Annotated in this window: 15 protein-coding genes; 13 read left to right on the top strand and 2 right to left on the bottom strand. The window is 49.4% G+C overall.

All coding sequences use genetic code 11. The annotated features are described in order from the left end of the window. Window positions 1-306 precede the first annotated feature (306 nt). Complete coding sequence (locus MHH93_RS23820; protein WP_500056041.1) at window positions 307-1,758, top strand: SulP family inorganic anion transporter; 1,452 nt, start codon at window positions 307-309, stop codon at window positions 1,756-1,758. Between the two features lie 567 nt (window positions 1,759-2,325). Then, window positions 2,326-3,930 (top strand): DEAD/DEAH box helicase, encoded by a 1,605-nt coding sequence (locus tag MHH93_RS23815; RefSeq protein ID WP_500056040.1) that lies wholly within the window; start codon window positions 2,326-2,328, stop codon window positions 3,928-3,930. A 493-nt stretch (window positions 3,931-4,423) separates the two neighbouring features. On the opposite strand, the gene MHH93_RS23810 is transcribed toward MHH93_RS23815, so the two are convergent. Then, window positions 4,424-5,356 carry a hypothetical protein gene (locus tag MHH93_RS23810; RefSeq protein ID WP_500056039.1) on the bottom strand — a complete coding sequence of 311 codons (933 nt, stop codon included), beginning with the start codon at window positions 5,354-5,356 and terminating at the stop codon, window positions 4,424-4,426. Window positions 5,357-5,764: 408 nt separating this feature from the next. Here MHH93_RS23810 and MHH93_RS23805 point away from each other — a divergent pair, with 408 nt between their 5' ends. From MHH93_RS23805 to MHH93_RS23765, 9 genes are all read left to right on the top strand, one after another. Further along, window positions 5,765-7,558: a vWA domain-containing protein gene (locus MHH93_RS23805; protein WP_500056038.1), complete on the top strand. Its 1,794-nt coding sequence runs from the start codon at window positions 5,765-5,767 to the stop codon at window positions 7,556-7,558. 258 nt (window positions 7,559-7,816) lie between these two features. Beyond that, window positions 7,817-11,206: a tubulin-like doman-containing protein gene (locus MHH93_RS23800; protein ID WP_339238349.1), complete on the top strand. Its 3,390-nt coding sequence runs from the start codon at window positions 7,817-7,819 to the stop codon at window positions 11,204-11,206. 14 nt (window positions 11,207-11,220) lie between these two features. After that, on the top strand, window positions 11,221-13,656 hold the full coding sequence (locus MHH93_RS23795; protein ID WP_500056037.1) for a transcription initiation factor TFIID: 2,436 nt from the start codon (window positions 11,221-11,223) through the stop codon (window positions 13,654-13,656). 86 nt (window positions 13,657-13,742) lie between these two features. After that, window positions 13,743-15,026: a vWA domain-containing protein gene (locus MHH93_RS23790; RefSeq protein WP_500056036.1), complete on the top strand. Its 1,284-nt coding sequence runs from the start codon at window positions 13,743-13,745 to the stop codon at window positions 15,024-15,026. Window positions 15,027-15,045: 19 nt separating this feature from the next. Then, window positions 15,046-15,693, top strand: a complete 648-nt coding sequence (locus MHH93_RS23785; RefSeq protein WP_500056035.1) for a beta-mannanase — start codon at window positions 15,046-15,048, stop codon at window positions 15,691-15,693. 90 nt (window positions 15,694-15,783) lie between these two features. Further along, on the top strand, window positions 15,784-17,043 hold the full coding sequence (locus tag MHH93_RS23780) for a TRAFAC clade GTPase domain-containing protein (protein WP_339238341.1): 1,260 nt from the start codon (window positions 15,784-15,786) through the stop codon (window positions 17,041-17,043). Then, the gene (locus tag MHH93_RS23775) at window positions 17,040-20,186 is read left to right on the top strand and encodes a GAP1-N2 domain-containing protein (RefSeq protein ID WP_500056034.1); all 3,147 of its coding nucleotides are present in this window, start codon (window positions 17,040-17,042) and stop codon (window positions 20,184-20,186) included. The genes MHH93_RS23780 and MHH93_RS23775 overlap by 4 nt, the downstream gene beginning before the upstream one ends. Window positions 20,187-20,671: 485 nt before the next feature. Beyond that, entirely contained in the window at window positions 20,672-21,556 is an 885-nt protein-coding gene (locus tag MHH93_RS23770; protein ID WP_278297853.1) for an ABC transporter ATP-binding protein, read from the top strand. Between the two features lie 226 nt (window positions 21,557-21,782). After that, the gene (locus tag MHH93_RS23765; RefSeq protein WP_500056033.1) at window positions 21,783-22,262 is read left to right on the top strand and encodes a glutathione peroxidase; all 480 of its coding nucleotides are present in this window, start codon (window positions 21,783-21,785) and stop codon (window positions 22,260-22,262) included. A gap of 124 nt (window positions 22,263-22,386) precedes the next feature. Here the strand turns inward: MHH93_RS23765 and MHH93_RS23760 are convergent, their stop codons facing one another. Continuing rightward, complete coding sequence (locus tag MHH93_RS23760) at window positions 22,387-22,584, bottom strand: pectate lyase (RefSeq protein WP_500056032.1); 198 nt, start codon at window positions 22,582-22,584, stop codon at window positions 22,387-22,389. Between the two features lie 247 nt (window positions 22,585-22,831). Here MHH93_RS23760 and MHH93_RS23755 point away from each other — a divergent pair, with 247 nt between their 5' ends. Together MHH93_RS23755 and MHH93_RS23750 are read left to right on the top strand one after the other, a co-directional pair. After that, a complete protein-coding gene (locus MHH93_RS23755) occupies window positions 22,832-24,193 on the top strand; it encodes an FAD-dependent oxidoreductase (RefSeq protein WP_500056031.1) in 1,362 nt (453 codons plus the stop codon). 387 nt (window positions 24,194-24,580) lie between these two features. Continuing rightward, window positions 24,581-25,432: a formate/nitrite transporter family protein gene (locus MHH93_RS23750; RefSeq protein ID WP_500056030.1), complete on the top strand. Its 852-nt coding sequence runs from the start codon at window positions 24,581-24,583 to the stop codon at window positions 25,430-25,432. Window positions 25,433-25,749: the final 317 nt, after the last annotated feature.

The following is a 25,749-nucleotide window of genomic DNA, read 5'->3' as shown; positions in this document are numbered from 1 at the left end:
GAGAGGGGAAAACCTATTGGCATCAGGATCAGCTCCTGATGTCGCACGAGTAAGTCAACTGAGGCAGTAATGGAACACCAGCGGTACACACTGGAACGGAAACGACGTGAGCGCTCATTAACCCGTCAAGGTTATACGGATGGCGAAGAATGATGCAGCTCAGGCAAGAGCATAGGCGAATGATGCGGAGAGAAATCCGTTGTTTTGTGCTGTCCTGGGTAGTTGGTTAGTGTGAACGGCTTCCGGTACTCTTCAGTAGGATTGTCCATTATAAGGAATACACGTAGGAGGAACGGCAAAGAACATATGAATACTATAAAACAACAATGGTTTGGCAACATTCGCGGAGACGTGCTGGCAGGCATTACGGTAGCGCTGGCGTTAATTCCGGAAGCCATTGCTTTCTCCATCATTGCGGGTGTCGATCCGATGGTCGGGTTGTACGCTTCGATTACGATTGCGATTGTGATCTCGATTGCAGGTGGAAGACCAGGCATGATCTCGGCGGCAACAGGTGCCATGGCGGTACTGATGGTTGGACTCGTCAAGGATTATGGCGTGGAATATCTTTTTGCGGCTACGATATTGACGGGTATTATCCAGTTTCTACTAGGCATTTTTAAAGTTGGGCGATTTATAACGTTTGTGCCTCATTCGGTATTAACCGGTTTCGTGAACGCACTGGCGATTCTGATCTTTATGGCGCAATTAACCCACTTTACGGGAGCGAACTGGATTATGTATGCGATGGTGGCGGGCACGCTGGCGATCGTTTATATTTTGCCACGGTTCTTCAGAGGTGTTCCGGCTCCCCTGATTGCAATCATCGTGATGACGATTATTACCCTGGTGTTTCATCTGGACGTAAGAACGGTCGGCGACATGGGGAATATAACGAGTACGCTGCCGATGTTCCACTTGCCGAATATTGCATGGACTTGGGATACGCTGATGATTCTGCTGCCTTATTCATTTACCATGGCATTGGTCGGTTTGCTGGAATCCCTGCTGACGGCAACCATCGTGGATGAGATGACCGAGACCAAGAGCAGCAAGAACCGTGAAGTGCGTGGTCAGGGTATTGCAAATTTTGTGAACGGTTTGTTTGGCGGCATGGGCGGATGTGCGATGATCGGGCAGTCGGTCATTAATGTGAAATCTGGCGGACGTGGAAGATTATCTACATTTACTGCGGGTGCGTTTCTCGCGATCCTGTTGCTGCTGTTTAGTGGTGTGGTGAAACAGGTACCAATGGGTGCGCTCGTTGGTGTAATGTTTATGGTGTGTATCGGAACATTCGACTGGAGTTCCATCAAAAATATTGCTCGCGTGCCGCGGGCGGAAGCCTTTGTCATGATTGTGACGGTGGCAATTGTGGTCTATACCCACGATCTGTCGATCGGGGTTATGGTAGGTGTTGTGCTTAGTGTGCTGCATTTTGGCTGGAAACAGACCAAGATTCGCGTACAGGCGAGCCAGGAACAAGGGCAGAAGGTATATCGGGTTCACGGACCGTTCTTCTTCGGATCTTCGTCCCGCTTCGTGGATGAATTCGATGCAGAGGCAGATCCGAAGGAGATCACGATTGACTTCGGAGGTTCCCATATCTGGGATAACACCGCGGTTGTGGCTATTGGTAAAGTGAAGTTCAAGTACGCCAAGCTTGGCAAAACCGTTCACCTGCGCGGGTTGAATGAAGAGAGCACTCGCATTCTCGAACGGAGTGGATTTGCAACGGCTGGCGGGCACGGTTCATAACAGACAATATAAAAAGTTTTTTATCAGCGGCGCAATTTTCCCCCAATCTAAGTTGGGAGAAGGCGTCGCTGTTTTATTAGAGAATTTGGGGTGTACAGCGATAGTTGTGGTAGTAGAGGGAGTTTTAGTAGAAGTATAGATGGGGTTTTAATTCCTGAAAACTTCGCAACATCTCTTCCTTTTCTTTCTATTTTTAGGATAACCTTCACAACGGAGTCAGAGTCATACTTCAAGCTGGTGCCTGGGTTGTCCACTCATCATCATTTCGTAGAGGGCTTCTGTAGTTAAGCTCACAATTATCCTCAAACTCAAGTGGTTGATACAAGTCACACCGATCTCGGGATTTTACGCTACAAGTTAGGGGGGAACGCTGTATCCCCTTTTGTTTTGCTTGACTAACGTGTAAACTACAGGGTATGGAGAAGAAGAGCAACGAGTGGATTGCTTTTTAAAAAATTCATTTCATAATCATGATTGAACGAAGGAAAACTAGTCTTGATGGCAGATACTGATACTAAGGTCATTATGAAATGGACTTATCTAAATGAATATACAGAGGTGTAACGATTGGCAAACTTTGAACAACTGGGCATTCGCCCGGAATGGTGCGAGATCCTGAAACATCAGGGCATCGCCGTGCCGACTCCGGTACAGGAGCGTTCGATTCCGGTACTGCTGGGTGGACGCGATATTATCGCCGAGGCACAGACTGGCACAGGGAAAACGCTGGCTTTTTTGCTGCCGATTATTCAGAAAATTAATGTATCCGACCGTTCCCCGCAAGCGTTGATTATTGCGCCGACGCGTGAGCTTGCGCTGCAAATTACGGAAGAAGCGAAGAAGCTCACGGCAAACGACGATAAACTGCACGTGCTTGCCGTATACGGTGGGCAGGATGTGGACAAGCAACTGCGTAAATTGCAGAACGGTACCCAGATCGTTATTGGGACACCGGGTCGTCTTCTGGACCATCTGCGCCGTGGCACGTTAAAACTTAATAATGTGAAAAAACTGGTGCTGGATGAAGCCGACCAAATGTTGCACATGGGCTTCCTGGACGATGTGGAGACGATTCTTAGCGAGCTGCCACACAAACGCCAAACGATGCTGTTCTCCGCAACGATGCCTAAGGGTATTCGCCACCTGGCGAAGACCTACATGAAAGATCCGGAAGATGTAAAAGTATCCTCCCAATCCGTTATCCCGATCAAACAGATTCGTCAGCAGGTGCTGGAATGTACGGATCGCGGCAAGCTTGAAGCGCTTCGCGGCATGATTGATACGTACCGCCCATACTTGGCGATTATTTTTTGCCGGACCAAGCGTCGTGCATCCAAGCTGAACCAAGACCTGCGTGAAGCGGGTTATGCAAGTGATGAACTTCATGGCGATCTGTCCCAATCGAAGCGTGAGAACGTAATGAAAGCGTTCCGTGATGCCAAACTGCAAGTGCTGGTTGCTACAGATGTAGCTGCACGTGGACTTGATGTTGAAGGTGTAACGCATGTATTTAACTACGATATGCCACATGATGCAGAAAGTTATATCCACCGGATTGGTCGTACGGGCCGTGCAGGCGGTACAGGTCTTGCTGTAACGTTTGCAACAGAACACGACAGACCGGAACTTGCACGTATTGAACAAGGGATCGACCAGAAGCTGTCCCGTATCCAGTGGACGAGCGAAGGCCCAATTGCTTCGACTGGAGCAGCCAGACGTTCCATCAACAGTCAGGGAGATGACGAACGAGGCGGACGCTCTTCCGGAACGGGCAGTGCCCGTCGCGGTGCAGGCCGTAACGATCGCAGAGATGGCGGACGTGGGGGGCGTGGTTCCCGCGGTGGCGAAGGTGGACGCAGTGGCGGACGTAGTGGTGGCCGCAGCGGGGATGAGCGCAGCGCAGGCCGTGGTTCTGCGCGCAGCAGCGACAGCAGTCGCGGTGCAGCAGGCCAAGGCGGACGCAGTGCAGGTCGCAGCGGGGATGAGCGCAGCGCAGGTCGTGGTTCTGCACGCAGCAGCGATAGCAGTCGCGGTGCAGGCAGCAGCGGCTGGGCTGGCCGTAGCGCCGACAAGCGCACCTCCGGGCGCAGCAGCGAAGGCTCTCGCCGTCCGGAATCCGCAGGACGCGGACCGGCGAAGGGTGACCGTCGCGATTCTCGTCGCGGACGGTAGAGCTTTGGCGCAAGCGGCGATATAGCCGCACTTGCGCAGGTACCATGCCATGCCACAGGGATTGGCATGGCACATATGAGAGGGTTCGGGTACAGATGTACCGAACCCTCAGATCAAGGGTCGCGACGGAACCACGTCGCGACCCTTTTTCAACAGGACAGATGATCTTTTGCACTTATTGTTTTGATCGTCTGCGAGTGCCTGTTTGTACACCCTGCTTCATTCCATGAAAAATGCCATCTAGATATTCGCCATCTAGGTTTTCTTTCTGTCCATGTACTTCGCATAGCACTTAACAGACTGCCATAAAATTCAAAACACCTCATCCTAGACCTAAGGATGGGGTGTTTTTGGCTGAATTCTTATATCATTAGAAGCATAACCTTCGATCTGCGGTGCTGATGTGCATGCAGGGGTGGATGAAACTGCACTCGTCTATATACAGGGAATGAGTTTGCACTAAACTACGTTTTTCTTTCTCAATATATTATCCCTACAGCTGAACATCTGCGTATTGATCCCGATATTTCTCGTTATACACCCGACCTACCGACTCTGCCAATCCCCCTCGTGCCTTGCTGGGATAGCGTTCAATCGTGTGATAAAGTCTCATGAAGCGATCCTTGGGCATAAAGCGGGCGTAGCGGGTAATAAGACTAGGGAATAACTCAATATATTTACTCTTGCGCACGGCAGCAGCAGCTACGGCTGTAAGAATCTGAATTCCATTGTGGAGCTGTAAAATGTTCACTTCATAGGTTGCGATATAACGAATCGTGTCTTCACGGATCAATTCCGGCTTAAGTCGTGCAATCTCACCAATATATTCAGCCAGCAGCCGCTCGAAGCTGTGCAGCAGCAAGGGCTTGAGCTGCAAATCCATATCACTGCGCAGGACAAAGGATTGTAATAGCGCAACCTGTTGCAGTCGAATCCGGTCATTGTAGACGAGTGAGCCGATCTCGCGAAGCATCTCATAGGCTAGTGCTTCATCCTGCTTGCGAGCTTCGGCGACCAGAGCCCAGTTGCGGTTGATGCCCTGACGGATGAGTTCCTCATCCTGTTGCAACATGCGCTTCAACTCGCGCTGCTGCTCTACCTTGAATGAACGTTTTTGCATGAAGATAAGTAAGGCCAGAAGCAGCAGGGAAACGCTGGCTGCCGCCATGGTCTGATCTATGGTCTCACCAAAATAGGTGGCCGCTGTACCGAACAATAGGGTAATGAACAAGTCGCGTGCAATCCGGCGTTTCACACGGGAAGTCGCCTTTGTCTGAACGGAGTTCAGGGTACCCCGGCCACAGGCCGTGCACTCCTCTTCCCACAGGCAGGTATACTGTCCACAACGAGAGCAGACTTGCAATTTTTCATAGGCATATGTCGTTCGATGAAATGGTCTTATGGATACAACTAGTTTAGTACTCATGCTCAATCACGCTCACCATTCAGAATAGTGTAGAGGGTACGATCCGTGTCTTCGCGGGAGACCGGCTTCCGCCGATGAAGCTGGAGTGAAATTACCTTTATGATGACAAAAAGAAACAATATGGCGAGGCATCCGTATGTAACCATAATCCGTTCCCTTCTATGGCTTGGTGAACAAGCGCTGTTATATTGCAGTTTGCTGGCAATAACTATATCATATTTCCATAGTTGGTACTTTTGTGCCATTTACAGGCATGAAATCGTCGATTTTTGTCAGTCATTACAAAACTGTAACTCAAGATAGGGGTGCTTTTCAGAATTTATTAGCAGACTGTTAAGATTTCCTTAAGGCTTGACGCCTATAATAAACTATTCCCATTTTAATCTCAAACGTGAAGGAGTACACCTAATGCTGCGGACACGCAAAATACGCTGGCTCAGCGGAACGATGGTTCTGCTCGCTATTCTAACGCTACTGCTACCTCAGGCGTTGCTGCCACACGCTGCAGCGGCTCAGGCACAGACAAGCGGAATCGATGCGGTACTTGTAGCCGATGTAAGTAACTCAATGAATACAAGTGACCGTGACAAGATCAGTAATGAAGCCATGAAAATGTTTATTGATATGCTGCCCGTCCAAGGGGACAAGGTAGGGATTGTCGCTTATACCGATCAGGTGGAGCGGGAAAAGGCAATGCTTACGATTCAGTCCGATGCGGACAAGAGCAGCCTGAAGGACTTTATTGATCAGCTCGGCCGGGGGCCATACACCGATGTCTCAGTTGGTGTCGCCGAAGCCGTCAACATACTCAATCATGGTGCAGACCCGTCTCACTCGCCAATGATCGTGCTGCTGGCGGATGGCAACAATGACTTTAACAAAACCAAAGGCCGTACACAGGCACAATCCGACGCTGATCTGGCGAAATCCGTGAAGGAAGCACAGGATCAGGGCATCCCGGTGTATACGATTGGACTGAACGCGGATGGCAAGCTGAACAAGGATGCACTCGCAGACCTCGCGAAGCAGACTGGAGGCAAGTCATTCATTACCGATACGCCGGATGATCTGCCACAGATTCTGAGTGAGATCTTCGCTGACCATGCCAAACTCAATGTGGTGAAGCTACCCTCTGTAACGGGAAACGGCAGTTATCAGGAAGTTACCGTGAACGTGCCAAACGACAGTGTGCTGGAAGCAAACATCTCGATCATGTCCTCGAAGCCGGTGGAAGTGCAACTGACAGACCCTTCTGGACAAGCCGTGGACCTGAACTCGGATGCAGCCAAGCTCTCAACGTCGAAGAGTTATTCACTCGTGAAGCTGTTGAAACCCCAAGAAGGAGACTGGAAACTTCGGGTAAAAGGGGCTCCGAAAGATAGCATCGATATCAACCTGTTGTTCAACTATGATCTTCAGCTCGTTGTGGACCCAATTAAGACCAAGTCCTATAACAAAGGGGACAAGGTTGATCTTGCTGCCAAACTGGAGAATGGTGGTCAACCGCTTCAGGATAATGATCTGTATGCAGATATGAAGGCCACGCTGGTCGTGAAAGATGTGGATACAGGCAAGAGTGAAGAAAAACCCCTGGACAATACAGGTTCCGGTTTTGCCGGAACGTTTGAAGTACCGGACAATCATAACTATGAATTGGTCATCCGTGCGGAAGAAGACAGCTTCTACCGTGAAAGTGCGCCAATAACGATTAACGCAGGCGGAGCAACCGGAAGCGGTGCTCAACCGACCACGCCAGGGGGTGAACAGGACAAACCGTTTCCTTGGTTACCTGTCATTCTGGGTGTTATAGCCCTGATTGTGGTTGGTGTTGGCGCCTGGTTCCTGATGGGTTGGCTGAAACGCAAAAACAGGGGCTTTGTCGGTCAGATGATCGTTGAGATTCGTGATGAAAACACGGGCGACAAGTCCTATCCACAATATAAAAAGCTGGTATCCTTCCGAGGCCGATTCCATCTGCATCAGTTATTGCAGCTGGACCCTGAACTGAAGGAAACTGAAAAATATGTATTTACGCCCAGCAATGGGGATCGAATTATCATCCGTAACACCGCAGGCGGTACGCTGGAGAAATCCGGTCGTGCAGTTGATGCAAGCTCAGGCGTTGAACTGAAGAACGGTGACCGACTGAGCATCCCGCTGCAACAGGCGGACAAGACCATTTTAATTGAGTATCTGGTGTGAAGGATTATTTGATTTAAATTGATTGTTGGTTTAAAAGGAATGCCAATAAAATTTGGGACCAACTGTTTACACGAGAACGCAGAGGACAGAAATAACGTGAAGAAGCGGAAGCGTTCGCCTTTATCCCCGGATTTTCACTTTGTAAAAGTGAATCGAAAAAATCTGGGGATAACAGCGATCGGAAGGTTATTCTGTCATCGGAGTGGCATGTGTAATGAAGTTGTAGTTCCAACTTTGTTAATCAAAGGAGGACATGGAATGAAACCGATTGTTAGAGAACATATTCAGCAACTGGATGTATCACTTGGCGGAGGGATTGTCAGTGAGAAAATCCGGGTCGATACGATTGATAACCCCATTCTGATTATCGGTTTGGGAGGAACGGGAATTGACGCACTGCTGCGTCTTAAATATCAGATCAACCGTCGTTTCAAGCTGCCACAGGACCCGGTATCCAAGAAAAAAATGGACAAGCCGGACAATGTGGAGTTTCTGGCTTTTGAAACAAACGAACAGGATCGCGCCAAAAAGTATAAAGGGATCGGACTCGATCCGATCAATGAATTCGTATTGCTGTCCAATGCCGAGATTGGCGGACTGCTTCAAAACCGCAGCGTACTGGAGCCGTACATTACAGACTGGCTGTCTCCGGAACTGAGCATCACGGACGGCATGAATGGCGCCGCAGGTGTGCGTCAGGCTGGACGTCTGCTCCTGTTCACGAAGATTAATCAGGTCGTGCAGGCCATCGACAAAAAAATCAAAACCTTATCCGTAGGCACCAACAAAAAACTGATGGTGTTCCTGCTGACAGGTCTGTCCGGCGGTACAGGCAGCGGCTGTTTCCTCGACATTTCCTATATCGTGCGCGGTATTATCGAACGGGATCACGGCTCTGCCGGAATTGACCGCGTGAATACGCTTGGCTATCTGTTCACGCCAGACGTGAACCTGTCCAACAAAAGCTTGAGCGAACACACGCGTGAATACATTCGCAAGAATGGATATGCTGCGCTCAAAGAGCTAGATTACTGGATGAACGTGGATAGCCGCGGTGAGCGGTTTACGCAGAAGTACGGCAATATTTTAACCGTTAACTCACCACTGCCGCCATTTAACCTGTGTCATCTGATCTCTGCAACGAATACCGAAGGCAAACTGCTGGAGAACGCCTACGATTACTGCATGAACGTCACGGCCGAGAACATTACCAACTTCATGGCAAGTGAGGAGAAGCAGTCGGGTGAGGAGTTCGCCATCCATGACTATATCAGTAACATTCGCACCAACATTGCACAGATGAACAAGGTGTACCCGGCCAACTATGACTACAACATCATTGGTGCCTCTTCGGCTGTACTGCCGATCGAAGAGATGACCACGTATCTGGCGTATCGCATGTTCGACAAAATGAATACCATGTTCTCCAAAGCACCGAACCAGGAGGACACCGAGAAGTTTGCCCGCAAGCTGGGCATTGATCTCGAAAGTGTGGTCAAGTCCTTTGAAGCGCGCGTACCAGAGCCGCTGCCTGGTTATCAGAACAGCGAACGTTTATCCTATGGCAATGTAGTGAAATCACAGGTTGTGAATATGGATACCGAACTGGAACAGAACTTCCTGGCGCGTGCCCGTGAAGAATACATCAAGGCGAAGAAACAGCTGCCGGGTGAGATTGCGGGCCAGTTCACCGAACAGATCCGGCGTATGTTTTTGCATCCCGAACAAGGTCCGTTCTATGTCTCCCGTCTCATTTATACGGAAAAAGGCTTCTGTGTACTGAAGATGATTCAGTCTTACATCGAAACCCTGCGTGAGAATGCCTTCCGCATTCCGCGTGATATTGAAGCGGCTCAGGAGCAGTCCGAAGAGAAGCTGGGCGATGCGAAGAGTGCTTTTGTCTCCAAGGAGAAGAAAAAGAATGCTTATATTGAAGCAAAAATTCATGAGTACTGGCTGCACGCTGACGTGGAACGCAACGATCAGATGATCGAGTTCTATGAAGATCTGTATGAGTTGCTGAACCAGGAAAACAGCCGCATTTATAACGTATTTACCGAAACACTGAACGCCCTTAGCTCGATATTCGCGAAGAACGGCGATCTGCTGACACGCGGCGAGGAACAATCTGATCACAAAGGCAACAAAACATATTACTGGAACGTCGTAAGTGTACCGGATATCGTCAGTGTGGTGGACGGGCTGTTGGATAAGCGTGATACAGATGATCTGATCCGCGACTTCTCCCGTGAATTGCTGGAAAACTCCAGCCAGTGGGTGAAAGAGAACGAGATTGATATCGTCAGCTCCATCTCCGACTTCCTGAGTGAGAAATTCGGTGATCTGATTACCCGTTCCATGGAAGATTTCCTGGTGATCAAATACGGTCAGGATGAGTCAGTCGAGAAATTCGTGGAACGTTTCATTGCCGGCAAGCTGGATGATGAGGCCGTTCCGGTGTTCAATCTGAGCAACAGTACAGGCAGTCTGCATTTCCCTTCATGGGGATTTGTATCGGTACCGGCACAGGCGCCGGGCATTCTGAAAGGGATTCGCAATTATCAGAACAATGCGGTGGGCAAGTCTCATTTTACCGTCAAGGAAAGTGAAGTGCGCAATCGGATCTTCTGGCTGAATACCCGCAACGGCGTACCACTCTTTGTGTATACACCGCTCAAGGTATATGAGGAAAGTTATGAACGTACCATTTTGGACAAAGAAGGCATTGGTCGTCACTTGGTGCAAACGGAGAAAAACAACTGGACCTATCTGCCGTCTCCGATTCCGGAGAAATCATGGGGAGATGTGTACGAGAACGCCCGCGTGAAGCAGTATAACGCCCGTGTGCGCAGTGAATTCGAGCAGGCGCTCGGATACAACATTGTGACAGCCAAATCCATTGATGAGAATACAAGCAACCGGTATGCGATTGTGACGACAGAAGCGTTTGACTTGTCTGCCAAACTGGGAGCCTACGACATGCGTCTGACGTCCACCACGCCGAACCTCGGCGAAGTGAAGCGGGCCGTAATTGAGCTGAAACGTCTGCAATCGGAAGGGTTGCCGCGTGTAGGCGTTAAGGATATTTTCGGAAGTATTAATGAAGATATGGCCAAAGAAAACCTGGTACGCTCCCCGCAGCTGATCGCGCGCGTACGTGAGGAACTGGCGAAGATGAATGCCATCTCGGCCAAAGTCGCCGAACTCGAAGGCATTCTTGCCCAGTACCAGGACGAGGAGCAATGGTATGACCGCTTCATCGAAGCGTTATATACTGACACCATCGTCAAAAAAGGTGCACTCTACGTCTACGACCGTGACCCGGAAGAAGACGCATGGGAGCCGTTCGCGAACCTGATGAAGAGCCGTAACTTTGCCGAGTATGAAGTGTTTGGCAACTTCCGCGGTCTGGCGGAGAAGGATCGCAGTACATTGCTGCGCAAAGCGTCCCGCCGCGATAACGATCTTACAGCTTCTGAGGATATCACCCCACTGCTGACAAAGCTGGATGATCTGGCTGCACTGTTCATGGAATCGCGTGATCGTCTCGAATACGAGCGGGTAGAACTGGCTAACGGTGAAGACATCTATCAGTTCTACAGAACGATGTCGTCCAAGCTGAACGACATTCGCAGAAGGCTGAAGTAAGGGTGGCGGCCGGGATGGAGTTCCATTCGAACAATACCCTGAAGCGTGATCTGGAGAAGTATGCAGCGCAGTATGCAATAGAGCAGGAGCGTCAAGGCAGCCTGGGTGATGGACGTAGCAGTATCCATTACCCGGCGCTGTTCCTGTTTGTGGGTGATCTGGTTGCACCTGCAGTGACTGCCGTGCAGGAGATTAATCGGCTGAAATGGGATAACGGAGACGGTGTGGTTTACATTCAGATCGGGACAGAAGATCAGGAAGCGGATTCGGGTGAAACGAGGAATAGTGGCTCGTCCGATGATGGGCAGGTGACTCGTCACCGCTTGCCTCTGTCCGCTGGTCAGACGGAGCGACCGTCCAAAACACGGCGTAAGGATGTGCATCGGAGTTTCCACGAATCGGATCAGGCGCTCTTTGACCTGAATCGTACGCTTCGGCGGGTCAGTAACCGGATTGCCGAATATGGACGGCTGTACTCGTCATTTGATCGGATTTACGTTACGGTGGTAACCAGAGCCGATGATCCATTGAATGTATTGTTGCCAGAGCTCACCAAGCTGACAGAGATCATTTTGTCCCAAGCCTTCAAGTCGGTGCAAACGGATCTGCATGTATTGGTCAGCGAGATGGAACAGGTGGATTCCTTCGGATATGCCAGCGCAGCAGGCCTTGCTTTCCTACGGGAGCTGGATTATATGCAGTCGCTGGACTACACGTTCAGCGGTAATCTGTTGGTGACGGAGGATGGGATCTCCATTCCCGTTACACATCACGCGTCCCCGTTGTTTGATCTGGTATATCTGTTGTCCGACAAAAATGAGCGTGGAACCGGCGTTCCCGGTGGCTGGATCGAAAATGCCGAGATCATCTGCCGGATCTGCCTGTTGAAGAACCGGAAGCAGGATACGGATCACTCGGGTACCATTTCAAGCACGGGAGCGAACACGTACAACAATACATCCTTCAAAAACAATATTCGTACCACCTCTGATCAGCATGGTTATGCAAGCGCGGGTTTTGCCGAGATCAGGCGGCCGAACAAGCCGATAGCACTGGCGGTGTTATATCACATGTATCGGTATCTGCTCGAACGCATGCGGCAGGAGCCGGATTGGAGCATCAAGGACAAGCTCGCTTTCTTCGGACTAGACGTGGCCTCGGTGGAACGCAAAGTCGAAGGCCTGCTGCCGGGTGAAGATCTGGTTAGTGGCATGAGTGGCATCATGACACATAACGTTGGTTTCTCCGATCTCAAGCCGCTCTCGCTGCGTGAAGCGGAGAAAGCGTTATTCGGACAAGGCGCTGAAGCGTACTTCCGCGATAACGTCGTTCGTCTTGTGGAGGAACGTGTGTGTGAGCGTAGCTCTAGTGGTTCCCTGCGTCGTCAGGCTGAACAATCCCGCGCGGAGCATCCAGAGGTCGGTTACTTCCAGTGGGCGGCCTGGAGTGACAGTGAACCTGGCAGTGTACGTGAAGCGCTGCTCGCACTGATTCGGGATAAATCAATGCAGCTTGAATCGGCACGTGCTCTGCTGGAGCAACGTCAGCAAGAGCGAGTGGAAGATCAGTCGTTCAAACGAGCGTTGTTCCGTGATAAACAGAATGTACGCAATCTGATTGACTGCATGCTGGAGCGAGTGTATGTACCCAAGGTAGACTTGCTGCGATTGGAAAACGAATTACATTTGCTGCGCATCTATGATACGGAGATGGAAGAGCTTCACCGGTATAGTCGCCACGTGACAGCAGCCCTTGAAGCGTTGGAACGTACACTGCGAGAAACGGCTGTTCAAAGTATCGCCGCTGCAGATGAATACATCGGCCAGAACGTGATGGAATACTACGGCAAAGTGACGGAAGAGCTAATCATCGACCTGGAAGCTAAGCGTGGAAGGGATGTATGGTTTGAGGACCGTTACATGGGAGATATGAACCGTCTCGCCACAGAAGGCGATGACCGTCTGCTGCAACGTCTGATGGAGGTATGTCACTCGTTGCTGCTTACGGCGGAGCCGTTGCGGTTACCATTTGAAGAAGAGCTGTTGCAGCGCGCCAATGTAACGATTGCCTACGGAGACAAAGACGTACTGACCCGGGATGATTTGTTCCGCAGGTTGTACCACACATTGGAGGATCAGGCGGTCGTTCGGGTACGGGTATTCGATTATACGCAGGAACATCGATATGAAGAGAAGTATTTCTTTGGTGACCATCATAGTGCATTTATGGACTACGCGGCGCATGCCGAAGAGACGTCACGCATCTACAAGCTGGGTGTGGTGTACGAAGAACGCAGCAGTGGTGTAGAGAAGCTGAATCTGATGGGAGGTTTCCATCTGGAGGATCTCATGGTGTATCGGAACGGCAAGGTATATTATGACTCGTACACGGAGAATGGCTATGAACTTCACCCCGCAGGTCTGGTGGAAAAGTTATCACCCATCCGTTAAGACGTCCGGCAGTGTCATGACACCCTGCTACAATCTTGTATTAACTCAGCCTGCTTACGGCTGGTATGGAAAGGATGCATGTGGACATGCAGCGAAAAATCAATCTTCTCCTGGTCCTGTTCAGCCTGATTGGCGGAGCAGTGGGCTTTGCGGCAGGGGAAATCATGCTGCGTCAATGGCTTGGGGAAATGCCGCGTCTGTTGCTGATGGGCTTGTACTTTGGCGTACTGGCGCTTAGCGTTGGATTGTTCTGTTTGATCGCAGAGATGATCTCACCCAAGCTGAATGGCGCTTCATGGAAGCTCCGATATCTGGGACTGTCGTGGAAATTGCTTGTTCCGGCAACACTCGCTCTGTTGTTTGTTGTTGGACTCGCCCTGCAATTGCTGTATCAGATCAATCCGGGTGGTGTGAAGCAAGTGAAGGACATCGTACTGATGATTGATAACTCGGGAAGCATGAGCGAGACAGATCCGGATAACGGACGCTTTGAAGCCGCCAAGACACTGATCAGCCAAATGGAGAGTGACAAACAGGTAGCTGTCATTACGTTTGATGACCAGCCACAGTTGTTACAGCCGTTTATCGCGCTGGATAGTGAAGCGGCCAAGAATGAGGTTTATGGCAAAATCGATGGCATTGTCACGACTTCAGGCGGCACCAATTTTGATGCCGTGTTGCGGGAAGGCATGGAACAGATTCAGGGCAAACAGGACCCTAAACGTGGTACGGTCGTCATCTTGTTATCCGATGGCTTCAGTGAAGCGGATACGGCCGATATTTTGTCCCAGTATACCAATGAACAAATTTCTATTAATACAGTCGGCCTAAGCCTGGTGGACCCATCGGGTACGGATCTGCTGCGTAATATTGCCCAGCAAACGGGTGGCATGTACTATGATGTACCGGATTCCGGTGGTCTGAATCTGGCATTCCAGCAGATCTACGATACGATTGATGAACGGACACTGGTGACGGAGCGTACAGGCATGATGGAACATAGCGTTTATCTGGCGATTTTCCGTGTGGCAGCCTTGTTGCTGATTGGAGTAGCACTGGGTGTATCACTCGGACTCGTATTCGATAACCGTCACCTTGCGTTAAGCTTTGGTATTGGTGGTGCGGTGTCTGGTCTCTTGGCAGGACTTCTGCTGGAATGGGGCCTCGACGGTTCGAACGTGGGGGATACCTTCGTACGACTTGGTGCGATGCTCATCTTATCTGGCGTATTGACCCTGTTCTCCTGGATTGTTCCGATCAAGGAGAACACGCCGCGGAAGAGCAGGGGACGCCGTGAAGCTGGAGGCGGAACTTCTTCAGCCGAAGGGTTTGGCCAGAGACCAAGAGATGCACGCAGCAAAGGATTCTAACGTCGGGAGGTCAATGGAAATGCGGTTTACGGATGCCGACCCTTCGACACCCTTGATTCGAAAACTGACACTTGCGGTGGACGAAGGGCGTTGTACACTTCGCTGGCTCTGGCCGGAACGGGTTGAAGCTGTGTATGTGGAACGGCTGGAACTGGATATGATGAGCGATGATCGTATCGGTGAAGAGCCTGCACAGGGCAAGCTGAAGCTGTACACGAGAGAGGAATATAAGGCGAGCAATGGATACACGGATCGGATCACGGGTTTTGGTGCCATCAAGTACACGGTTTATGTGTGTCAGATGCAGGAAGATGGGCCTGTGCTGATCCGTCAACGAGACGAGGACAACATGGTGATTGCATGCGCAGGGAAGGCGGATATCCGCTTTTCCATTCGCTACAAGAGTGGTTTTTTTCAGAAACGAAAAAGTGTATTGATCACCGTCACAGCGGAAGTACCTGTTCCAAAGGAAGCCCTCTGTTATGTTCGCAAACAGGGCGGGGTTCCGTTGAATAAGGAAGATGGTACGGTGTATCCTTTTGTGAGTGATTTTGCTCCCGGAAGAAATGAGATGCCGCCCGTTGAAGTTGCCAAGGATGATTATGTGCGATTATTCTTCACGGACGGACCGAAATATGGAGCCGCCTATCGGCTTATATCAGACTAGATCGTTGGACTAGCGAGTGGAAGGTTACTCAGTCATCGTAGTGCAAGTGTAAATCACCTTAGTCTAACTGATCAGGGGAGGGGAGTGGCTATGAGCTTTTTTAGTCGGTTTTTGAAGAGACAACAGCCGGAGGAACGCCCGCTGTTTTACGATATTGTCTGTCCTTATTGTTTCAGCAAGTTTTCACCGGAAGAGGTGGTGTTCCGCGCCGCCCATCACCGTGATGATGATGAAGACTACGCTCTCGGGGAAGATGCAAAGTTGAATCGGTATCGCGAAAGGTTCGGACTTGATACGGTATTTGATATGGAGGCGGTATTGGCTCCGCATGATGTACCGGAGGAACATCGAATTTATTCCGATAACATCGTGATGGGGCTGAACGATCGGTACGGTGTCGTTACACGTCGCCGGCTGTGTCCGCAGTGTCATAACGAGCTACCAGTTACAGCGGGTAAAGCACCGAGCAATATCATCTCCATTATCGGTGCATCTCAAGTGGGGAAATCTGTCTACATGACTTCATTGATTCATACGTTGCAGCATTATACGGCCGATCATTTTGACGCGGCTTGCATGCCACTGAATGCGGAGATCAGCCGACGGTTCCGTGCGGATTATGAAGAACCATTGTTTGAACGGGGTGATCTGCTGGATTCCACACAGAAGGAGAAGCTGCAGGAGCCATTTATCTTCCAATTTGTATTCAAGGACGAAGATAAAGCACCGCTGACGCTGGTGTTTTTTGACGTTGCGGGTGAAGGTATGGTGGAGCAGGATTATCTCGGACTTCACGGGCAGCACATCAAGAACTCGGCAGGTATCCTGTTCATGGTGGACCCGCTTCAGATTCGTTCGATTCGGGACAAAATCCGCATTAACCTCGGCAATGAGCCGGGAGAGTGGACACCGCGATATGATGAGCCGCGCGACGTGGTGCTGACAATGTTCGGAGATTTTATCGCGTATCAGGACAAAGCCAAAACGAATATTCCAACAGCCGTTGTGCTCACGAAAAGCGATATGCTGCATTCCCTCAAGGATGAAGAGGGGGATTATATCAAATCGAATAGTAATGTCTTCCGCAACATGGTGCACCGCGATTATTTCGACTTAACTGAGTTCGAGAATATCGACGGGGAGATCCGGCGTTTTATCGAGAAGGTGGACCGTCCGTTCAAGGGCACGATGGATGTGTACTTCAAAGATACAGCCTATTTCGCAGTATCTGCGCTGGGCAGCAATCCGGTAGATATGAAATTGCAGGGTGTGGTTAGCCCGATTCGCGTGGATGAACCCTTCCTATGGCTGTTGTACAAGCTGAAGTACATTGAGGGGAGAGTGGGATGATGCGTTCTTCCGTAACCCCGCCCATTGAACAACAGTTGTATACCCGAGAGCGGCGCGGGGTGTTTCGCACAACAGAGGGATTCGATACGGTTGCGGCATCGCCGGGACTGGACCCTTCTTTTATCAAAAAAGTGCTTCACCCCTACTGTGTCTATGACGCTCCAGCGGAGCTAACAGGCCGTAGCGAGAAGGACGAGACGAAGTTTCCGGCTTCCATTCACCTGCTTCATCTGGAGAGTGGAGAGACGATTCTTGGGCAAAATGTGTACCAATCCGCTGATTTCACCGGGCTGCGCAGCGCCTTTTTCGCTCATAACTATGTCTTGTCTCCTGAACGCTCGGAAGAGCAAATGAAGAAAGGCGGCTGGCTGGATGCCGTGTTCGCCACGTCCTATGACATCGAACAAGGTACAGTTCTGCCAGCACTTGCTGAATTGCCTATATCACCTAGGAGCGGACAAGGTGGGGCGACCGATGCTGGCGTAGGATCACCAACCCAAGTGCTGAGCGCTTTGAAGATGAATGAAGTGCTGTTCAAGCGCCTGCTCTACGCGGTGATGCAGTCTGTAGCGACACGCAGAAAAGTATACATTGCATTGGACCTTCCCGCTGAAGAAGTGACCGCAGGGGCCAAAAGTTTGCTGCGTTTGCTGTATACAGCGTTACCATATGCATTCCGCCGGCAGCTGGGATTCATGACGTTTGCCAAGGAACCACAGGCCAAGAAGGGCATCCATGTCCAGTTTGTAGAGCGGGGGACGTTACGTCCGAAAGACCGGAATACGGAGAAGGATTTCACCTTTGATCTGGTATCCGGCAGAGTGACACATGCGGATGCATCTGTGGCGAAGTTGCCTTATGCGGAATTTGCCTGGGCCTTATTGCAGGAACCGGGTGCTGCGGATGCGTTCTATACGTTTGCAGATGAAATGTTGTCCGGCATGGAGCCTGGACGGGAGCTTTCCATTGAAGCCTATGGCGAACTCTCGGTATTCTATGGTCTTGAACAAGGCATGGAAGATCTGTACTTGGATAACAAAAGTCATGTCCTGAGCGGCTTGTTGACCTATCTGAAGCCGGAAGGTGGAACACGGCAGCGTTCGCGTCTGAATGAGCTGTTCCTGACCTTGCTCAGCCGGGAACTGGATAGCGTGAAGCGTGAGAACGTACCTGAAGAATCAGTCGCTGCTCGCATTGGAGAATACTTCCGCGTTGCCGCGCCCGTGGTGCAATCCTGGATCGTGGACTATTTCATCTACGGTGTCAATAATGCCCGCGCCCAGAAGCGGATGCGTGCTGTGCAGGAATTGTATGCTGTGCTGGATCGGGATAACCAGCTGAACCGGGCATTCTTTGATAAAGTGCTGGCCAATGAGTCGCTCTCCAAGCTATTGTTTGAACCTTATCTGGACAATCAGCTGAAACGCACCGAATCGGCAGCGAACGTCGTGGAAGTAATCCGAAGATGGGTTACGTCCCATCCATCTGCGATCTACTACAGCTTCTTGCTTGAGCGGACAGCCAATGAGCTGCGTGAACGGTTATGTTCTGCGCCGAGTCCGGTACAGTCTGCGAATGAAGCCCTCCAACGGGTTAGCATACTGGATCGGGTACCAGCTGAAATTATGTATGATACAGGTATTACGGCACACATTGGTCAGTCTGAATCTTCAGCCCGTCCTAAATGGAATGGGGGATCTTCGTCTGCCAGTCAAGACCCGGCATATCAGGAGGAGTTTACTCGTCTTGCCGACAAGCTTGCTTATGTCATTAACCTGTTTATGATTCAGGATCTGGATCTGGAACGGGTTAACCGTGAACAGCTGCTAAGTATTGATATTTTGCAGCATGGCAATGAGGTTCGAGATTGGGCGGCACGTCAGGGCTCTGATGTATCGACTCGAACGAACATAATGTTGGCTGCGAGAGCTTGGCTTAGTGGCGAGGGGAATGAAGAAGAGGCATTGGAGGCGCTCTCCCTGGCAGAACGCAATGAACTTCAACGCTGGACTCGCCGCTGGCTTGCGGTAGAACTACAGACTAAACCGGGGATTGCGGCCTATGAAGCCTTGCCGATGGCTTTCTACCGGGGAGGAAGCGGCAGTAACCGGTTGGATTATTCTGGCCTCATTGAATTCATTCGCACCAATGCAAGTCGAGCTGAAGGTCTGTATCCATTCTTCGAATGGTCAGGAGATCAACGAATGTTTGTCCGGGGTTCCAATGCGCATAAAGGATATGCGGATGCCCTCGTGGCCTATTTCAAGGCCCATGACCGAGAAGCTTTCAAGTCGAAGTCGGCGTTCAAACCATATTACGCGAGAGCGAATAAAACGATGAAACCCGCCTATGATCGTGCGAAGACGGAGTTGTCCTCTCCACTAGTACGGATGCTAACGGGTAAAAGGAAGAATCTGTTTGGGTTACTCCTTTTGATCCTGGTTCTGGGTATTGCTGGTGGTACATATGCATGGATGAAAGATTCAGTAGAGCCGCCAGCGGCATCTCCTCCATCTACCCAGGAGCCTGTCATACCGACTGAACCCGAGGTACAGATCGCGGAGCAGATTGCTTATGTGATTCCTGCGAGTGAACAGGAGGGTGCCCAATCACCTGCAAAGCTGGTGATCCGTTTCAGGAACGATACGGGAAGCACCGAGTATGAGCAAGGCAAACTTCAATTGACAATGAAAGATGGCCGTACTCAGGAGCTGGATACCACAGGCAAGCGGGAGAGGTTTAATCGCAATGAAGAGCCGGATACCCAAGATCCTTCCGATAGCAGTTCAGGAAGTACTTCTGAAGGAAGCACAGATGGAGCAGCAGTGGGAGACACGGAGAACACAGAGCAAACGGAGGATGGCGATCAGTTGGCAGACCCATCAACATCGGGTGATTCCACTTCAGAGCCTGCTACCGATACAACAACGGATACAGGCTCGACTTCGCCTGACACATCCGTATCCAATGGAGAGGATGCAACCACTTCTGCCCAGATGTCTATTGAAGAAGCAGATCGTCTCTATCCGTATGGATTGCAGGTCGAACTTCCAGCTGATCTTGATGTTGAGAGTATTGCCAGCGTGCAGAGTACTCAGGGCGGGATGACTGTAATCCAATTGATGCCGCAGCCGAAGCTGTAAGTTATTTTATTCGAGCATGTTGCATAGATTCATTAAGTGTCTTTTGATCCAATACTGAAGAATGCTGAATTCATACCTTATTAAACAGCGTATGTAAGATGACCTTGGACTGTAGATTTCAAGGTCATCTTTTTTTGATCCATATCCCGGATGAAGCAATTGTATAAAAAAATATACATTCACAATTTGGACACATGATTAGCGATTCAATAATTCGAATGATGAGCAGAAGTGATGAAATGCGCGTACTGAATGAGAAAAGCTCTCATATGTAGCCGTAAAGAAGCACTCCAATGTGCTTAAAAAAGGCCCGAATAAGGCTTGGAACAAGCAGAAGATTTGCATTTTTATGTTGACAAATGATAATGATTATCAGTATCTTTAGTTTAGAAGATATTTGCGTCGGAAATACACAGAATTACAATTTCGTTTTCGTTGTCATAGCCGGATTACATAACCGGGATAAATGAGAGAGGGATGATCGCATGTTTCGTCTGGAGACGACCAAGCTGGATATCGCTTATGAGGAAAGACTAATTGTAGAGGACCTGAATATTCAGATCCCCCAAGGAAAAATTACAGCACTTGTTGGAGCCAATGGATCAGGGAAGTCAACCATCCTGAAAACGATGGCACGCATTATGTCACCAAAAGCAGGTAATGTATTACTCGACGGGAAGTCCATCCATAAACAGTCCACGCGTGAAGTTGCCAAGCAGCTTGCGATTTTGCCACAGAATCCAACAGCACCAGAAGGACTTACCGTTACTGAACTGGTATCGTATGGTCGCTTTCCTTATCAAAAAGGATTTGGCTCCATGCGTGCGGAAGACAAACGCATGATTGAATGGGCTATTGAAGTGACAGGCATGACAGAATTCCATGATCGTCCGATTGATCAACTGTCCGGTGGACAGCGTCAACGTGCCTGGATTGCTATGGCACTTGCACAAGAGACAGATATCCTGTTCCTGGACGAGCCTACAACGTTTCTGGATATGGCTCACCAGCTTGAAGTATTGCAACTTCTGGAGCAGCTGAATGCCACAGCTAACCGTACCATTGTTATGGTTGTACATGACTTGAATCATGCTTCCCGTTATGCACATCACATGATTGGTATCAAAAAAGGTAAAGCCATTGCTCAAGGTTCACCTGTGGAAGTCATGAACTCGGATGTGCTTCGTGAAGTATTCAACATTGAAGCAGATATCGTGATTGATCCGCGTTCCGGCGTACCGCTTTGCTTGCCATACGCTCTTGCCGGTGAACGCCAGCAATCAAAAACGCCAGATACGAAGCTCATGAACAGTGCAATGGTTCATGCTGGAGGACGGACAGAACAGCGCGTTCAAGCGATAGGAAGTTAATGAGTTCGGCCATATGTTGGCCCTGCATAATAGAACGAATGAAGCCGCTGTGCGCTATCGCATGCGGCTCTTTCGCATTCGTGGGAGTAAAGAAACATAGGTAGACCCGGAATTTGGTAATCACATCGGATCAGGTTTATAATAATAAGACAGGCTGTAAGTTCATTGGTTATATTAATGTGCTCGAAGCAGCCCAAACCAACACTTGTAATGGGAGGAATCAGTCATGTCCGTATATTCATATCAAGCGGTAACCACCGCGAACCAGGAAGTCTCACTGGATCTGTATCAAGGTAAGGTATTGGTCATTGCCAATACAGCCAGCAAGTGTGGACTAACCCCGCAATATGGTGAATTGCAAAAACTCTATGATCGTTATCGCGATCAGGGTCTCGTTGTACTGGGTTTCCCTTGTAACCAGTTTGGAGGGCAGGAGCCAGGTACAAGTGAGGAAGCCGAATCATTTTGCCAGATTAATTATGGTGTGAATTTCCCGGTGTTTGCCAAGGTAGATGTGAATGGTGCGGATACACATCCCCTGTTCCAATACCTGAAGGAGCAACAACCTGGCGCAGGTGAAACCAGCGACATCCAATGGAACTTTACCAAGTTCCTTGTTAACCGTGAAGGTGAAGTGGTAGGTCGTGTTGAACCGAAAGAATCTCCGGAGACCATGATAGCAGATATCGAGAAATTGCTCGGTTAAACCATGAACGTTTGATAAGCCTGTCCTTGCATGTGCAAGGACAGGCTTCTTTGATTTTTTTTATACGCATGGCGGTATTCTCTTCACATATAGGAGCTGGCTACGAATCAAGGCAAGGGTTGACTTAGCATGTAATAACCTTGATCGAGGCCAGCTTAAGCAGGGTACGGTCATAGCTTCCGGCCCAGGAGTAGCCATGTCGACGTTCTTCACTGATGTCCAGAATGTTTAAGTATTTCAACCCATCCCGGTCCGCGTAGAAAGGGACATCTTCATCTACGTATGGCGGCTTGTTCAATCTCGGAAGCCATTGGCATAGCATAAACCGACTCAAATCCGGGGACAATGAAATCAATACAATGAAGGGAAGAAAGGCATAAATACAAGGAATAACCTCCTTCGACAAACTTTTTTTGCTCTAGCTATTGCAATGTGAAAAATATCACATTATAATGAGTGTATAAAGTGAAATAAATCACATAAGCAGTATCGATCAAGAAGTGAAATATTTCACAACCATAATAACGTTATATTCAAACTCATTTATATATTTCGAGGAGGAACTTTTAATGAAAATCGCAGTTATCGGATGTACACATGCAGGGACCGCAGCCATCGTAAATACCGCCAAATTATACCCGGATGCTACCATCACCGTGTATGAGCGCAATGACAATATCTCCTTCCTATCTTGCGGCATTGCGCTCTACGTAGGTGGGGTTGTGAAAGACCCTGACGGCTTGTTCTATTCTTCGCCTAATCAATTGGCAGAGCTTGGTGTCGAGACCAAGATGCTTCACGAAGTGACAGCGGTCGATGCCAAGGGTCATACCCTGCGGGCTAAAAACCTGCAAACTGGGGAAGAATTTGAAGATACGTTTGACAAACTGATCGTGACAACAGGTTCATGGCCTGTCGTTCCGAAGCTTGAAGGCATCGAGATGGATAACATTTTACTCTGCAAAAACTACAATCATTCCAATACGATAATTGAAAAAGCCAAAGATGCCAAACGCGTTACCGTTGTAGGTGCAGGATATATCGGCGTAGAGCTGGTGGAAGCTTTCCAAATGAATGGCAAGGAAGTTACCCTGATCGACAGTGTGGACCGGATTTTGAATAAATATTTGGATCCTGAGTTCACGGATGCGATTGAAGATACGCTGACTGGACGCGGTATCAAGCTGGCTCTCGGTCAAACGGTACAGAAATTCACCGGGGAGAACGGCAAAGTAACTAAGGTAATCACGTCCAAAGGGGAGTTCGAAACCGATCTGGTTATTCTGTGCATTGGTTTCCGTCCAAATACAGAGCTGCTCAAAGGCCAAGTGGATATGCTGCCAAACGGCGCAATCATCGTGGATAAATATATGCAAACCAGTCAAAAAGACATCTTCGCTGCGGGTGACAGCTGCGCCATTCATTACAACCCGACAGGTAAAGCATCTTACATTCCACTCGCGACTAACGCTGTGCGGATGGGTACACTCGTAGCCCGTAACCTGGTTCGTCCAACGACACCATATATGGGTACACAAGGAACATCGGGTATCAAAATTTATGAGCAAAACATCGCGGGTACGGGGATGACGGAAACATCTGCTGCTGACGAAGGTCTGATTGTGGAGTCGGTAGTACTGGAAGACAGCTATCGTCCGGAGTTCATGCCAACGGCGGAGAAACTGTTGCTCAAAGTGGTCTATGAGCAGGCTACTCGCCGGATCGTTGGAGCACAGGTGATGTCTCAGGTTGATCTGACTCAATCGATTAATACGATCTCGGTCTGCATCCAAAACAACATGACCGTAGATGAACTGGCCTTCATCGACTTCTTCTTCCAGCCACATTACAACAAACCATGGAACTTCCTGAACACGGCTGGTCTGCAAGCACTGCCACCGGTAGAAGTAAAAGCACCAGCAATGGTGTAAGGAAGCAGAATCGATGCTAAGCAGTGAGCATGATAGACAGACGACCTACGAAGATAAGTCAGGGTTGTCCGAAAATGCGACGTGTACAATAGCTTTCAAGCTTACGGCACAATGCAGACGATTATAAAGGAAAAAGAAGACTGGCGAGTATATCGTCAGTCTTTTTTGTGTTTCTTTTAGCTTCAAAAGGACTTATTATACTCTTGAGATCTTGCTGACTTAACTATTCCAAGACACTCTTAAAGTATCTTTTTAAATAACATTGTGATAATTTGCACAAAGTTTTACACAGTACCAAGATACAATTGATATATGGCATCAACGTTTCAATAAAGAAATTAAGGCGGTTTTATTCCACGAAGAACAATGAAGGAGAGGATGGATGATATGGCAGCAAAAACACCTCTTGAGGTTGCACAATATACGGCGCAAACAGGCATGAAGAAGGCTCAATATCCGGTGTCTTCTGTACTGGTGCTTAGCTTCCTGGCAGGGGCTTTTATTGCGCTGGGTTTTCTACTGGATATCCGGGTGATTGCATCCGCGCCAGCAGAGTGGGGAAGTCTGGTTAATCTGATTGGTGCAGCAGTGTTCCCGGTGGGACTAATTATGGTGCTCATCGGTGGTGGCGAGTTGCTGACGGGTAATATGATGGCAGTTCCACTCGCGACGATTGCTCGAAAGTTATCCGTAGGTAGCATGTTGAAAAATCTAACCTTAGTGACGATCGGTAACTTTCTTGGAGCTTTGTTTGTCGCGTACGCGTTTGGACATGTACTTGGTCTGACTGGAGAGGGTGTATATCTGGCTAAAGTGGTGGATATGGCTGGTCACAAGTTGCATGATGGATTCTTGCAAGCTTTTATCTCCGGCATTGGCTGTAACTGGCTGGTCGCGCTGGCCGTGTGGCTATCTTATGCATCGGATACGATGAGTGGCAAGGTACTGGGCATCTGGTTTCCAACGATGGCGTTCGTAGCCATTGGATTCCAGCACGTTGTGGCCAATATGTTCCTCATTCCGGCGGCAATTTTTGAAGGACATTATTCGTGGGGCCAATATGTGATGAATTTCATTCCAGTATGGCTTGGCAATCTGACGGGAGGAGCTCTGTTTGTAGCTGCGGCCTATTGGGTGGTGTACCTGCGACAAGCTGAGCCAAAAGTGAAACCAGAGGTAGTAACGTCGATCGAACCTGTGGAGGCGGAGGGTAGAGTGATGTTGAGCAAGCAGGCGTAGCGGAGTATGGCACTACAATGCATGACACGAAACACATATATCATATACACATAGAAGTGAAGACGATTCTAACTTTGCTCGGTTCATGGCAAATATGCTGTGATGGAGCAGGTCGGAATCTTTTTTTTGTGTCCTTTATTGGAGTTTTAAAGCAAAATAAATTCGCCATGACAAGGTTCGGGGGAACGAAACCTGTTCATGGCGAATTTCGGGAGTGGTCCATGATATGGCATGAGGAGGAAGTGGGGAAACACTAGCCTAATGCCTTATTTTTAATTTACCCCTGTATTCTGAAATTGAATCAAATGGCAAAACAT

Source organism: Priestia sp. FSL H7-0729 (genome assembly GCF_038005685.1).
GTDB lineage: Bacteria > Bacillota > Bacilli > Paenibacillales > Paenibacillaceae > Paenibacillus.
Note: the sequence above shows the minus strand (reverse complement) of the source record. Positions and strands in the feature narration are given on the sequence as shown.

Excerpts from the sequence above, each read along its gene's own strand:
- MHH93_RS23820 (WP_500056041.1), top strand. The coding sequence starts at position 307 with ATGAATACTATAAAACAACAATGGTTTGGCAACATTCGCGGAGACGTG.
- MHH93_RS23810 (WP_500056039.1), bottom strand. The coding sequence starts at position 5,356 with ATGAGTACTAAACTAGTTGTATCCATAAGACCATTTCATCGAACGACA.
- MHH93_RS23805 (WP_500056038.1), top strand. The coding sequence starts at position 5,765 with ATGCTGCGGACACGCAAAATACGCTGGCTCAGCGGAACGATGGTTCTG.
- MHH93_RS23800 (WP_339238349.1), top strand. The coding sequence starts at position 7,817 with ATGAAACCGATTGTTAGAGAACATATTCAGCAACTGGATGTATCACTT.
- MHH93_RS23795 (WP_500056037.1), top strand. The coding sequence starts at position 11,221 with ATGGAGTTCCATTCGAACAATACCCTGAAGCGTGATCTGGAGAAGTAT.
- MHH93_RS23790 (WP_500056036.1), top strand. The coding sequence starts at position 13,743 with ATGCAGCGAAAAATCAATCTTCTCCTGGTCCTGTTCAGCCTGATTGGC.
- MHH93_RS23785 (WP_500056035.1), top strand. The coding sequence starts at position 15,046 with ATGCGGTTTACGGATGCCGACCCTTCGACACCCTTGATTCGAAAACTG.
- MHH93_RS23780 (WP_339238341.1), top strand. The coding sequence starts at position 15,784 with ATGAGCTTTTTTAGTCGGTTTTTGAAGAGACAACAGCCGGAGGAACGC.
- MHH93_RS23775 (WP_500056034.1), top strand. The coding sequence starts at position 17,040 with ATGATGCGTTCTTCCGTAACCCCGCCCATTGAACAACAGTTGTATACC.
- MHH93_RS23770 (WP_278297853.1), top strand. The coding sequence starts at position 20,672 with ATGTTTCGTCTGGAGACGACCAAGCTGGATATCGCTTATGAGGAAAGA.
- MHH93_RS23765 (WP_500056033.1), top strand. The coding sequence starts at position 21,783 with ATGTCCGTATATTCATATCAAGCGGTAACCACCGCGAACCAGGAAGTC.
- MHH93_RS23760 (WP_500056032.1), bottom strand. The coding sequence starts at position 22,584 with ATGCTATGCCAATGGCTTCCGAGATTGAACAAGCCGCCATACGTAGAT.
- MHH93_RS23755 (WP_500056031.1), top strand. The coding sequence starts at position 22,832 with ATGAAAATCGCAGTTATCGGATGTACACATGCAGGGACCGCAGCCATC.
- MHH93_RS23750 (WP_500056030.1), top strand. The coding sequence starts at position 24,581 with ATGGCAGCAAAAACACCTCTTGAGGTTGCACAATATACGGCGCAAACA.